We start from the raw sequence: 12,829 nt of genomic DNA on the forward strand, positions 1-12,829 counted from the left end.
CAGGCGCCCCGTACGCGTACTGCGAGTGGCGGGGGTCAGCAGCCGCCGCAGTTGTAGTAGAGGACGTCCCAGTGGTTGCCCTCGTCGGCGTAGATGTTGCCGGAGCCGGACCGGTACTGCGGGGCTCCGTCCCCGCGCAGGCCGATGTAGGTGAAGGTGTTCTTGATGTAGGTGGTGACGCAGGTGCTCTTGCCGTAGTCGAGCTTGTAGCCGTTCCAGTGCGAGTACGTGCCGCTCGCGTGGCCGGTCTCCGTGCCGCCGGTGATGTTGAGCGCGCACCCGGTGGCCTGCTTGAGGGTCTGGGCGCCCTGCGCGGTGGCGAGGTTGAGCTGCTCGAAGGACGTACAGCTGGGGTTGTTGCGGTCGGAGCAGCCGCCGGAGGAGGACCAGGTGATGCCTGCCCCGCGGAACATCGAGGTGGCGGTGGCGTGGCTGATCTTGGTGACGGCGAAGGCGTCGGTGGCGGTACCGACGACGGCGACGCCCGGGGCGACGACGAGGGCGAGGGCGGTCAGGGCGGAGCGGAATTTCCTGCGGAACTGCATGGGGAACCCTTCCTGCGGACGGCCGTGCTTGCCGACTTTTCTGTGGGGCGGCTGTGCAGGTGGCGCAGGGAGATGGTGCCCGACCTCTACGCGCGTCCGCCAGAGGGCGGGGCCGACGAGCGCGGCGTAACGTCGTGAACGCGCAGCGGATTAAGTTGAAACCCGTACGGAATAGGTCTACCGTCTCCCCTGTTGACCTCGTTGAACGTTAAACAGTCTCTCCCCAAGGAGCACGTCATGGGTATCTTCGGCCGCAAGAACACGACCGACACGACCAGCACGACCGCGACCGCCCCCACGGCCGCCGTGAGCCCGGAGCTGGCCGCGCTGACCGGCACCTACACGATCGACCCGGCGCACACGACGATCGGCTTCGTCGCCCGGCACGCGATGGTCACGAACGTCAAGGGCGGCTTCCAGGAGTTCGAGGGCACCCTGCACCTGGACGGCGGGGACCCGGCCAAGTCCAGCGCCGTGATCGAGGTCAGGATGGACAGCATCGACACCGGCTCGTCGGACCGCGACACCCACCTCAAGAGCTCGGACTTCTTCAAGACGGACGAGTTCCCGACGATGACCTTCCGCTCCACCAAGGCGGAGGCGCTGGGCGGTGACGACTACCGGATCACCGGTGACCTGTCGCTCCTCGGCGTCACCAAGCCGCTCAGCATCGACCTGGAGTTCAACGGCGCGGCCAGGGACCCGTTCGGCAACGAGCGCGTCGGCTTCGAGGGCAAGACGGAGATCCTGCGTTCGGAGTGGGGCCTCACGTGGAACGCGGCGCTGGAGACGGGCGGGGTGCTGGTGTCGGACAAGATCAAGCTGGTGTTCGACATCTCGGCGATCAAGCAGGCGTGACGTCCGGCCCCGTCCGCCGCTCCATGGCGCCCGGTGTCACGGCAGGACTCCGGAAGCCCACGGTCCAACGGGGCGGCGGCGGCCTCGGCGTCATCGATGTCGGCGGCGGTCAGAAGCCCCCGCCGAAGTCCCCGCCGCCCCCGAAGTCCCCGCCACCGCCCCCGCCGTCACCGAAGCCTCCGCCGAAGTCGCTCGCGTCGAAGTCCGCACCCGAGACGTCGCCGCCCGCGTAGCCGCCGGAGCCGAAGTCGCCGTACCCGGAGCCGTAGTCGGACGCGTACGACGGACTGGACATCATGCCGCCGAGCAGCGTGCCGACCAGCAGCCCCGGCAGGAGTCCGCCGCCGAAGTAGCCGCCCGCCCAGGGGCCGTAGGCCGGGCCCGCGTCCCAGTACGGGCGGCGGCCGTACTCCGTGTCGACCTCGCGGACGGCCGGGGCGAGTCCGTCGGACAGGCGCGCCCGGTCCGCCGCGCAGACCGGGACCTCGCGGGGCGCGCCGCCCGCGGGCGTCCACGTCGCGTCGGTGACCGACGGGCCGTGCCGCGGGTCGAAGAAGCAGGGCGCGCGGCGCTCCGGCAGCGGGCGGCCCTCCCGGCGGGCGGCGAGCTGCGCGAGCGAGAAACGGCCGTCCTCCAGCGCCTCGGTGACGGCGCGTACGTCCTCCGGGCGCTCAGCCGCCGCCATGGACGACTTCGCCCGCTCGTACGCGTCCAGCGCACGCTCGTAGTCCGCGCGCATCGCGTCGTCCGCGCCCGCCTCGGCCGGGTGGAAGTCCAGGCGGTCCAGCTCCTCACCGAAGGCCGTGATGTCCTCGTCGACCACCACGCGCAGCTTGTCCAGCGCCGCCCGCTGTTCCTCCTCCTTGCGGCGGCGGTTGCGCCGGACCAGCGTGTACGCGCCGGCCCCACCGGCCACCAGGACCGCGCCGACCCCGATCAGGGAGGTCGACGACACCCCGCCGCCGCCCGAGGAGTCCCAGCTCGACGGTGCCGAGCCGCCCATGTTCCTGAGCGCGCGGTCCGTGAAGTCGTTCAGCTGGGTCTTGGTGTCCTCGCCCTGCACGCTCTTGACCAGGTTCTGCACAGCGGAGCGGGACAGCACCGCGGAGTCGGCCCGCGCGTCGAACCGGTCGCCCAGGCGGATCGCGTACAGGCCCGTGACGCCGGTGTCCGTACGGAGATCGGTGAAGAGATTCCGCGTCGGGAAGCCGGCCGGCAGGACGGCCACGAAGACCGGCTTGTCGGCGTCCTCGATCTTCTTGGCGAGGGCGTCCGCGTCCGCCGCGGACAGCTGCGCGGACGCCGCCGGGTCCACGTACACCGGGCTCTCGCGAAGGGCCTCGGCCACGGCCGACACGCTCGTGGCCGCATGCCCCGGGGGCGCCCCGGTGGACAGCACCGCCAGAGCGGCCGCCACCAGCGCGATCAGCGACAGGAAGAGCCCGCGGAGCCGGACTCCTGGGAGTAGCACGGCCTTCATACCATCGAACCTACCCGAAGGTAGGCAAAACTGGACATCGAACCTGGTGGGCGGGTGCAGGCCGCGCGGGTGCACCGACCACCGGGGGCTGAGGGCCGAGGTGCGTCAGGCGGCCCGGTAGGCCTCCGTCAGCTTCGCGACCGCCGCCCCGTACTTCCCGGTCAGCAGCAGATGGTCCGCGTCGGCGAACGGCCCCGCGACCGCCGCGGTGATCCCCGGTCCCGATCCGGCCTTCTGCTGGACGAGCAGCCGCGCCTTGCCGACCAGAGCGCGTCCGGCCTTGCCGGAACCGGTCCTCTCGGCCACCGCCGCCGCGACCGCCAGTGCCTTCAGCGTCGCCGCACCGCCGGCCGGCACCTTCGTCAGCGTGGTCAGACCCCAGCCGTACGGGAACTGCGGATCGTACGTCGTGTCACCGACGTTGATCGGCAGCTGGGCCTCCGACTTCGGCCAGGTGACCGGGAGTTGACCGGTGAACGCCCGCTTGCCGTACAGCACGTCGGCGACGCCGTCGCCCTCCGTGCCCGGCAGCCAGGACGCGACGAGCGCGTCGATGTCGCCGAGCCGGTCGCCGATCAGCTGGGGCCGTCCGGAGACGATCAGCACCGCGCACTTCATGGCGCCGCACACCTTGTCCACGGCGGCCTTGTCCGCGGCGGTCAGCTCCAGGTCGTTGCCGTTGCCGACGTCGCCGACGCCCTCGGCGTACGGGGTCTCGCCGACGACGACCACGCCGACGTCGTAGCCGCTGGTGGGCGCCGACGCGTCCTTCGAGTAGGTGACGGCGCCCCCGGAACCCGCGGCCTTGCGCATTCCGTCCAGGATCGTCGTGCCGTCGGTGTGCTTCCCTGAGGAGCCCTGCCAGGTGATCGTCCAGCCGCCGGTCTGGTTGCCGAGGTCGTCGGCGTTCGAACCGGCGACGTAGACCTTCTGCGACTTCTTCAGCGGCAGCACCCCGCCCGCGTTCTTCAGCAGCACCTGCGACTCGGCGGCCGCCTCACGGGCCACGGCGCGGTGCGCGGACGAGCCGATCCGCGACGCGCCGCTCGTGTCCGCGTACGGCTTCTCGAAGAGGCCGAGCTTGAACTTCTGGGTGAGGATGCGGGATACGGCGTCGTCCACCCGCTTCTGACTGACGCGGCCGGCCTTCACCTCGTCGATCAGCGTCGTACGGAAGTCCTTGTACTCGTACGGGACCATGATCATGTCGAGGCCCGCGTTGATGGACGTACGGACGTCGGACGCGTAGTCGCCGGGGATCTGGTCGATGGCCTTCCAGTCGCTGATGACGAAGCCGTCGAAGCCCATGCGGTCCTTCAGCACCCCGTTGATCATGTCCGCGCGGGCGTGCATCTTCACCGCGCCCTGGCCGTCGCCGAGGATGTCGAGCGACGAGTACGAGGGCATGACCGAGCCGATACCGCGGTCCACGGCGGTCTGGTACGGCGCGAGCTGCACCGCCTCCAGCTCCTGCCGGGTGACCTTGGTGACGCCCTGGTCGATGGTGTACGTGCCCGTCGTGGACGAGCCGTACGCGGTGCCGCCGTCGCCGACGAAGTGCTTGGCGGTGGCCAGCACCTTGTCGTCGTCCTTCAGGTCCTTGCCGTCACGGGCACCCTGGAGGCCCTGGATGACCGTCTCCATGGACTTGACGAGGGCCGGGTCCTCGCCGAAGGACTCGTACGAGCGGCCCCAGCGCTCGTCGCGCGTCACGCACAGGCAAGGGGCGAAGTCCCATGGGATGCCGGTGGCGCGGACCTCGGCGGCGGTCACCGCGCCGGTCCGCCGGGCGATCCCAGGATCCCTGGACGCCCCGATGCCGATGTTGTGCGGCATGATCGTCGCGCCGGTGAGGTTGTTGTGGCCGTGCACGGCGTCCACGCCGTAGATCAGCGGGATCTGGAACCGTGTCGCCTGCGCCCGGAGCTGGAAGGCGTCGATCATCTTCGCCCACGCCTCGGGGGTGTTGGGCGTCGGGGTCGAGCCGCCGCCGGACAGGAGTGAGCCGAGGTCGTACGCCGCGATGTCGCCCTGCGCGGTGAGCGCGCCGCGTTCGGCCTGGGTCATCTGCCCGGCCTTCTCCTCCAGGGACATGCGCGAGACGAGGTCGGCGACCCGCTTCTTCACCGGCAGCTTCGGGTCCAGATACGGCAGCCCGTGCGCGTCGATGACGACCTGCGGGGTCTCGGCGGGGGCCTTCGCGCCGGTGACCGTGAGCTTCAGGGGGATCGTCTCGGCGGGTTCTGCGGACCTGTCCTTGAGCGTGGGCACCTGGATCGTGCGCGAGGTGCCGGACGCCGTGCCCGCCGGGAAGGTGACCGAGCCCTTGACCGGGGTGTAGTCCTTGCCGGATTCCGCGGTACCGCCCGTCGCCTCGTACGCGACGGTCACCGGCTCGTCGATCGGGGCGGAACCGGTGGTGGCGACGGAGACCCGCACGTCGGCCGTGCGGCCCTCCTTCACCGGGTGAACGGCGGAGTCGGTGACCACGGAGGCCCGCAGCGACTGATCGCCCCTGCCGTACAACTCGACGCCGTCCATGGCGAACTGGCCCTTGACGCCGGCCGGAAGCGTGACGGCGTACCCCCACATCCCGGTGAGGCCGAGGACCTGGTCGATGCCGCCGACGGGCTGGTAGTCCGTACGGTAAGTGAAGTCGGTGAACGGGATCTCGATCTGCTTCCAGCCGGTGAAGTCGTCGGTGAAGGACGTCGTCCACAGCTCGGAGGCCTCGCCGTTGGCGCCGCCGTCCTTGATCTCGAAGGCGACCTTCTTGCCGTTGCCCCGGCCGTCCCACCAGAAGCGGATGCCCTGGTGCGCGGACCAGTCGTGGGCGGGCCGGTCGAAGGCGAAGTCGTGGGTGAAGCCGCCGTAGCCGCTGATGTCGTACGTGCCGGTGAGGACTTTGTCGCCCTCGGGCGCGTCGGCGCGGGCGGTCAGGGCGAGCTGGGGCGGGTCGTCGGTGTCGCCGCCCCAGGTGAAGATGCCCTCGGCGGGCGGACTGGCGAAGGGGACTTCGCCCTCGAACTGGTCGACGGGGACGGGCGCCGGGTCGTCCGCGCCGACGGCGGCCGCGGCTCCGGCAAGGGGCAGCAGCCCGGTGAGCATGGCGGCCGAGACGAGCAGGGCGGTTCTTCGCATGGACCTTCCCTCGACTCTCTTCGTGCTCTTACGACTTAGATCACGGCGTGAGTTAACTGGTGCCCCGTGCGGCCGTCAAGACTTCACGTCAGAACAGGTACACACCCGATCTCCGGCTGGATCAGGGCTGTTGTGCTTTCAGCCCTTGAACACGCAACCCCTTGACGCGCGTCCGCGGCCGTCATTTACTCACGCCTCGCACGCCCCACTCCCCCACCCCAGAAGGGCGACGCGCCATGAGGAGATCCACTCGGGCGGCCCGGCTTCTGCTCGCCGGGCTGCTCAGCACCGCCGGGCTGACCGCCGTCTCGACCGCGCCCGCGCACGCCGCGGGCGAACAGGTCACCGCCTGGCTGACCACGACGGACGACACCGGCGGACGCCATGTCGTGCGCGGGCTCCAGGCCCAGACGCCGTTCGCCTTCCAGTCCGGCAGCGGCGGCAGCGGCGAGAACATCACCGTGGACGAGAACACCCGGTACCAGACATTCACCGGTGGCGGCGCGTCCTTCACGGACACCGCGGCCTGGCTGATGAACAGCAGCGGGGCGCTGTCCGCGACGACCCGGAACGCGGCCATGACCAAGTTGTTCTCGCCGACGGACGGGATCGGGCTGTCGTTCCTGCGCAATCCGATGGGCGCCTCCGACCTGGCGCGGTACGGGTACTCGTACGACGACGTGCCGGCCGGGCAGACCGACCCCAACCTGACGAGCTTCTCCATCGCGCACGACCTCGCCGACGTGGTGCCGCTCACCAAGCAGGCGCTCCAGCTCAACCCCTCTCTGACGGTCATGGCCTCGCCATGGACGGCGCCGGCCTGGATGAAGGACAGCGGCTCGCTCAACGGGGGCTGGCTGAAGTCGGAGGACTACGGGGCGTACGCCAACTACTTCGTGAAGTACCTTCAGGCGTACAAGGCGCAGGGCGTCAACGTCTCGTACGTGACCGCGCAGAACGAGCCGACGTGCTGCTCGGGTTACCCGTCGATGAGCTGGAACGCCAGCGGGCTCGCGTACTTCACCAAGAGCGAGCTGCTGCCGAAGCTCCAGGCGGCGGGCCTGACGACCAAGGTCCTCGCGCACGACTGGAACTGGGACGTCTACGACTCCTACGCGGCCTCGACGGTCGACGACGCGGCGGTGCGTTCGCACCCCAACTTCGGCGGGATCGCCTGGCACGGCTACGGCGGTGACATCGCCAAGCAGACGTCCGTGCACAACCAGTACCCGACCCTCGACGCCTTCGGCACCGAGCACTCCGGCGGCACCTGGATCGCCAACCAGCAGCGCGAGGACATGTCCAACATCATCGACTACACCCGGAACTGGGCGAAGTCGGTGACCAAGTGGTCGCTCGCCGTGGACCAGAACATGGGCCCGCACAACGGAGGTTGCGGCACCTGCACGGGTCTGGTCACCGTGCACAACGGGGACGGCGCGAGCGGGACCGTCGACTACACGGTCGAGTACTACACGATGGGTCACCTGACGAAGTTCGTCCGCCCGGGTGCGCAGCGCGTCGCGTCGACGGCGAGTGCGTCGGTGCCGAACGTGGCGTGGCGCAATCCGGACGGTTCGAAGGCGCTGATCGCGTACAACGACGCGTCGACGGCGAAGACGGTCACCCTCAACTGGGGCTCGCAGCACGCGACGTACTCGCTGCCCGGCAAGACGTCGGCGACGTTCACCTGGTCGGGGACCCAGTCGGGCGGCGGCGACCAGACGGGCTCGTTCGTGGGGCTCGCGGGCAAGTGCCTGGATGTGGCGAGCAGTTCGTCCGCGAACGGGACGGCGGTGCAGCTGTACGACTGCAACGGCTCGACCGCCCAGCGCTGGACGGTGAAGGCCGACGGTTCCGTGCAGGCCCTCGGCAAGTGCCTGGACGTCACCTCGGCCTCGACGGCCGACGGCGCGAAGATCCAGCTGTACGACTGCAACGGCACGGCGGCCCAGCGATGGTCGTACAACGCTTCGACGGGTGATGTGGTCAACACGGCCGCCGACAAGTGCCTCGACGTGACCGGCAACTCCTCGGCCAACGGCGCCCGCGCGCAGATCTGGTCCTGCACGGGCGCCGCCAACCAGAAGTGGAAGCTCCAGTGAGTCCGGACTACTCGGCCGGCTCCACGCCGGCCCGCAGCAGGCCGTACGTGTAGGCGTCCTCCAGGGCCTGCCAGGACGCGGCGATCACGTTCTCCGCGACACCGACCGTCGACCATTCACCGGTGCCGTCGGAGGTGGAGATGAGCACGCGGGTCGTGGAGGACGTGCCGTGCTTGCCCTCCAGGATGCGGACCTTGTAGTCCACCAGCTCCAGCTTGGCGAGCTGGGGGTAGATCATTTCGAGGGCGACGCGCAGGGCCCGGTCGAGGGCGTTGACCGGGCCGTTGCCCTCGGCGGTGGCGACGATCCGCTCGCCCTTGGCGAAGAGCTTGACCGTGGCCTCGTTGGCGTGGGTGCCGTCCGGGCGGTCCTCGACGATCGCCCGCCAGGACTCGACCTCGAAGTACGTGCGGGCCTTGCCCTCCGCCTCCGCGCGCAGCAGGAGTTCGAAGCTCGCGTCCGCCGCCTCGTACGTGTAGCCCTTGAGCTCGCGCTCCTTCACCCGCTCCACGACCCGGCCGACCAGCTCGCGGTCGCCGCTGATGTCGACGCCGAGCTCCTTGCCCTTGAGCTCGATGGAGGCGCGGCCCGCCATGTCGGACACCAGCATCCGCATGGTGTTGCCGACCCGCTCGGGGTCGATGTGCTGGTACAGGTCCGGGTCGACCTTGATCGCGGAGGCGTGCAGGCCCGCCTTGTGCGCGAAGGCCGAGACACCGACGTACGGCTGGTGCGTGGAGGGGGTGAGGTTCACGACCTCGGCGATCGCGTGCGAGATCCTCGTCATCTCGCGCAGCGCGCCTTCGGGGAGCACCTTCTTGCCGTACTTCAGCTCCAGGGCCGCCACCACCGGGAACAGGTTGGAGTTGCCGACCCGCTCGCCGTACCCGTTCGCCGTGCACTGCACATGGGTCGCGCCCGCGTCCACCGCGGCCAGCGTGTTCGCCACCGCGCAGCCCGTGTCGTCCTGGGCGTGGATGCCGAGCCGGGCACCGGTGTCCGCGAGGACCGTGGCGACGACCGCCTGGACCTGGGCGGGGAGCATGCCGCCGTTGGTGTCGCAGAGCACGACCACATCGGCGCCGGCCTCGGCCGCGGCCCGTACGACCGCCTTCGCGTACTCCGGGTTCGCCCGGTAACCGTCGAAGAAGTGCTCACAGTCGACGAAGACCCGGCGCCCCTGGGAGCACAGGTACGAGACCGTGTCGCGGACCATCTCCAGGTTCTCGTCGAGCGTCGTGCGCAGAGCCAGTTCGACATGGCGGTCGTGCGACTTGGCGACCAGGGTGATCACCTGGGCGCCCGCCTCCAGCAGCGCCTTGACCTGCGGGTCCTCGCTCGCCTTGGCGCCCGCGCGGCGCGTGGCTCCGAAGGCCACCAGCTGGGCGTGCTTGAAGTCGATCTCCTGCTGGGCGCGGGCGAAGAACTCGGTGTCCCGCGGGTTGGCGCCGGGCCAGCCGCCCTCGATGAAGCCCACGCCGAAGTCGTCCAGGTGCCGTGCGATGGCCAGCTTGTCGGCGACCGTGAGGTTAATGCCCTCGCGCTGTGCGCCGTCGCGCAGGGTCGTGTCGAAGACGTGGAACGAATCGTCGAGTTCGCTGGTTTCCGTCATGGTCTCTGGCTCCTGATGTTGGATCTCGGTCTACCGGAATGACCGGTTCCACCGTCCCCCGATGGCAATGATCCCTCGCGCTCCCTTCCCGGCATGAGGTGGGGCCGGGAAAAAGAAAAACCCCTCGCGGGTGCGAGAGGTCTGCGCGCGGGTCGAGGACGACGGTGTCCGCCCGTACGTAGTGGTACGTGGCGGTCACTGCGGACCGGCGCGCCTGCTGCCAATAATCATGGCGAACGAGAGCACGGGGGCAGTCTGGCACAGACCGCCCCCGCGCTCACCGGTGTCTCAGGATGCGAGCCGGGCCGTCCGCTCGTGCGAAGACTTCCGGCCGTCGCCGACACGGTGGAGATCCACGTCCCGGGTCTCCCGCATGGTGACGTACACCACGAGGGAGACGGCGGCACAGGCCGCCACGTACCAGTAGAAGCCGGACTCGATCCCGCCGTCCTTGAACCACAGGGCGACGTACTCCGCCGTCCCGCCGAAGAGGGAGTTCGCGAGGGCGTAGGGCAGGGCGACGCCCAGGGCACGGACGCCGGTGGGGAACAGCTCCGCCTTGACCACCGCGCTCAGCGCCGTGTACGGCGTGATCATGACCAGTGCGAAGAGCGCGAGCCCGAAGGCCGGCCAGAAGCTGTCCACCTTCGACAGGAGGGTCATCACCGGGACCGTCAGGAAGGTCGCGCAGACACCGAAGGTGATCAGCATCGGGCGGCGGCCGATCCGGTCGGAGAGGGCTCCGGCCAGCGGCTGGACGCAGGCGAAGACCAGCAGCGCGCAGAAGGAGACCAGGGTGGCCGTCTGCTTGGGCAGGCCCGCCGTGTTCGAGAGGTACTTCGTGAGATACGTCGTGTACGTGTAGTAGGCGAGCGTGCCGCCCATGGTGAGTGCGACGACGAGGAACGCCTCACGGCGATGCTCCCACAGGGCGCGCAGCGAGCCCTTCTCGCCGACCGCGGCGTCGCCGTCGGCCGACTCCTCGTACACCTCGCTCTCCAGCATGGTGCGCCGCAGGTAGAAGACGACTGCCGCGCCCGCCGCGCCGACGACGAACGGGATCCGCCAGCCCCAGCCGGCCAGCGCGTCCTCGGACAGGGTGCGCTGGAGGATGATCAGCAGGGCGAGGCCGATCAGCTGACCGACCGTCATCGACACGTACTGGAAGCTGGAGGCGAATCCGCGCTTCTTCGGGTCGGTCGCCTCGGTCATGTAGGTGGCGCTGGCCGCGTACTCACCGCCCACCGAGAGCCCTTGCAGCAGGCGAGCGAGGAGCAGCACGAACGCGCCGCCGTAGCCCGCGACGGCGTACGTCGGCGCGATCGCGATGAGGACCGCGGACGCCGACATCAGCGTGACCGTCAGGGTCAGCGCGGTCTTGCGGCCCCTGCGGTCGGCGACTCTGCCCAGCAGCCAGCCGCCGACCGGGCGCATGAAGAAGCCGACCGCGAAGATGCCGGCGGTGTTCATGAGCTGGGCCGTGGGGTTCCCGTCAGGGAAGAAGGCCCCCGCGAAATACGTGGCGAAGCTGGCGTACACGAACCAGTCGAACCACTCCACCATGTTGCCGGCCGAGCCGACCCAGATCGTCTTCCAGTGCTCTCGTCCCATGAGTGCCATGAGCGGTAACGTGCCCGCTGATCACGGCCGCGACAAGAGCGCCTCGGGTTTCGTTCATTGCGTTCACGCCTCGGGGGAACCCAGTCGGCGCAGGAACACGTCCACCGTGCCGTTGGTGTCGCCCGGGACGAGGTCGGGCGAGGCGGAGTCGAAGGCGACCGCTGTGCCGTCCGGGTTGACGGACGGGTTGCCGGCCGCCCGGTCGTTGCGGTGTCCTCGGGTGTCGACGCTGATCAACCGCGTTCTGCCGGTGGCCAGGTCGCGCAGGTACACGGCCGGCACGCCGCGGGAGCCGCGGATTCCGGCCGAGACGTACGCGAGGTGCAGCCCGTCGCCGCTCAGCGCGGCCTCGGCGGTGTAGGCGTGCCGGCCCGCGCCCTTGACCAGGCGGGTGGTGCCCGCGTCGAGGTCGCGGACGAAGACGTTCACGGTGCCGTTGGTGTCGCCGGGGGCGAGGTTCGAGGCGTAGGAGTCGAACGCGACGTGCCGTCCGTCGGCGCTCAGCGACGGGCCGGTGGAGGCGCGGTCGGCCGGGCGGCCGTGCCGTCCCACGGACGCCTTCTCCAGGGTGCCGGTCTCCAGGTCGCGCACATAGATGTCGCTGTCGTTGGCCGGGCCGCCCGGATGCGGGATCGACGACTGGTAGGCGACATACCGGCCGTCCGCGCTGATCGACGGACGCACCGCCGCCCGGGATCCGTCCGCCGAGTCCGGGCTGACCTGCTCGATCGTGCCGTCGTAGATGCGGTAGCGGTAGACGCGCGGCTGCTCCACGTGGTCCGGCGTGGCCGGCAGGGTGGCGCTGAAGGCCATCCACTGGCAGTCGGCGCTCATCGCGGGCTGCCCCGCCCAGGTGAAGGGGACGCCCTGGTAGCCGTGACTGGCGTACGAGAGCTTGCCGACAGGGGTGTTGCGCACGTAGACCGAGGGCGTGGTGCCGCCGGCCGGCGTGCGGTCGGAGACGAAGGCGATCATCCGGGCGGTGTGGCAGGCCGAGGGGTCGTACGAGCGGGCGGCCCCCATGTTGTAGCTGACGCGTTCGCTGTTGCGGTAGGCGTCGGACACGCCGTTGTGGTCGGTGCTCCAGACGGGTCCGTCGCTGGTGTACACGACGCCGCCCTTGGAGGTCAGCTGCGGGCGGTACGAGGGGTCGTCGATCTGGGCGCCGTCGAGGGTGACGCTGACGCGTTCCGTCGTGGGCACCGGGTCGTCGGCGGCCGCCGGGTACGCGGCGAGAGCCGTGAGACAGACGGCGAACAGGAGCGCGGGGGCGGTTCTCGTGCGCGGGTGCATGCTTTCTCCTCCGGTCGGCGGGTGCGGCGTACGAAGCGCTGTCAGCGCGGTGGTCGGTGTTGCCGGCATGTCGGTGTTGCCGGGCACCAGGCCGTCGGACGTCGAACCGATCACGGCCGCCCGCCCGTCGGTCGGCGCTCACGGCGCCGGCGGGGCCGTCGAGCCCGCCGGGGCC

Annotated in this window: 8 protein-coding genes; 2 read left to right on the top strand and 6 right to left on the bottom strand. The window is 70.1% G+C overall.

Going from position 1 to position 12,829, the window contains the following annotated elements; genetic code table 11:
• Window positions 1–35: 35 nt before the first annotated feature.
• Window positions 36–545, bottom strand: a complete 510-nt coding sequence (locus tag GTY58_RS14170) for a hypothetical protein (protein WP_010984137.1) — start codon at window positions 543–545, stop codon at window positions 36–38.
• Window positions 546–782: 237 nt separating this feature from the next.
• Between GTY58_RS14170 and GTY58_RS14175 the strand changes: the two genes are divergently transcribed.
• Window positions 783–1,403, top strand: a complete 621-nt coding sequence (locus tag GTY58_RS14175) for a YceI family protein (RefSeq protein ID WP_010984138.1) — start codon at window positions 783–785, stop codon at window positions 1,401–1,403.
• A 109-nt stretch (window positions 1,404–1,512) separates the two neighbouring features.
• Here GTY58_RS14175 and GTY58_RS14180 read toward each other — a convergent pair whose 3' ends face one another.
• Window positions 1,513–2,883, bottom strand: a complete 1,371-nt coding sequence (locus GTY58_RS14180) for a hypothetical protein (protein ID WP_010984139.1) — start codon at window positions 2,881–2,883, stop codon at window positions 1,513–1,515.
• 105 nt (window positions 2,884–2,988) lie between these two features.
• Window positions 2,989–6,024, bottom strand: a complete 3,036-nt coding sequence (locus GTY58_RS14185; protein WP_010984140.1) for a glycoside hydrolase family 3 N-terminal domain-containing protein — start codon at window positions 6,022–6,024, stop codon at window positions 2,989–2,991.
• A gap of 236 nt (window positions 6,025–6,260) precedes the next feature.
• Here GTY58_RS14185 and GTY58_RS14190 point away from each other — a divergent pair, with 236 nt between their 5' ends.
• Window positions 6,261–8,129 (top strand): ricin-type beta-trefoil lectin domain protein, encoded by a 1,869-nt coding sequence (locus tag GTY58_RS14190; RefSeq protein WP_037649748.1) that lies wholly within the window; start codon window positions 6,261–6,263, stop codon window positions 8,127–8,129.
• A gap of 7 nt (window positions 8,130–8,136) precedes the next feature.
• Here GTY58_RS14190 and cimA read toward each other — a convergent pair whose 3' ends face one another.
• From cimA to GTY58_RS14205, 3 genes are all read right to left on the bottom strand, one after another.
• The gene (gene cimA, locus GTY58_RS14195; protein ID WP_010984142.1) at window positions 8,137–9,741 is read right to left on the bottom strand and encodes a citramalate synthase; all 1,605 of its coding nucleotides are present in this window, start codon (window positions 9,739–9,741) and stop codon (window positions 8,137–8,139) included.
• Between the two features lie 288 nt (window positions 9,742–10,029).
• Window positions 10,030–11,352: an MFS transporter gene (locus GTY58_RS14200; RefSeq protein WP_037649802.1), complete on the bottom strand. Its 1,323-nt coding sequence runs from the start codon at window positions 11,350–11,352 to the stop codon at window positions 10,030–10,032.
• A gap of 72 nt (window positions 11,353–11,424) precedes the next feature.
• The gene (locus GTY58_RS14205) at window positions 11,425–12,654 is read right to left on the bottom strand and encodes a PD40 domain-containing protein (protein ID WP_107083029.1); all 1,230 of its coding nucleotides are present in this window, start codon (window positions 12,652–12,654) and stop codon (window positions 11,425–11,427) included.
• Between the last annotated feature and the right edge of the window lie 175 nt (window positions 12,655–12,829).

Origin of the sequence: Streptomyces sp. SID5469, assembly GCF_009862865.1 — a bacterium.
Lineage (GTDB): Bacteria > Actinomycetota > Actinomycetes > Streptomycetales > Streptomycetaceae > Streptomyces > Streptomyces avermitilis.

Bases quoted from the DNA above. Each gene is read 5' to 3' on its own strand.
- GTY58_RS14175 (WP_010984138.1), top strand. From the start codon at position 783: ATGGGTATCTTCGGCCGCAAGAACACGACCGACACGACCAGCACGACC.
- GTY58_RS14200 (WP_037649802.1), bottom strand. From the start codon at position 11,352: ATGGGACGAGAGCACTGGAAGACGATCTGGGTCGGCTCGGCCGGCAAC.
- GTY58_RS14185 (WP_010984140.1), bottom strand. From the start codon at position 6,024: ATGCGAAGAACCGCCCTGCTCGTCTCGGCCGCCATGCTCACCGGGCTG.
- cimA (WP_010984142.1), bottom strand. From the start codon at position 9,741: ATGACGGAAACCAGCGAACTCGACGATTCGTTCCACGTCTTCGACACG.
- GTY58_RS14180 (WP_010984139.1), bottom strand. From the start codon at position 2,883: ATGAAGGCCGTGCTACTCCCAGGAGTCCGGCTCCGCGGGCTCTTCCTG.
- GTY58_RS14190 (WP_037649748.1), top strand. From the start codon at position 6,261: ATGAGGAGATCCACTCGGGCGGCCCGGCTTCTGCTCGCCGGGCTGCTC.
- GTY58_RS14170 (WP_010984137.1), bottom strand. From the start codon at position 545: ATGCAGTTCCGCAGGAAATTCCGCTCCGCCCTGACCGCCCTCGCCCTC.
- GTY58_RS14205 (WP_107083029.1), bottom strand. From the start codon at position 12,654: ATGCACCCGCGCACGAGAACCGCCCCCGCGCTCCTGTTCGCCGTCTGT.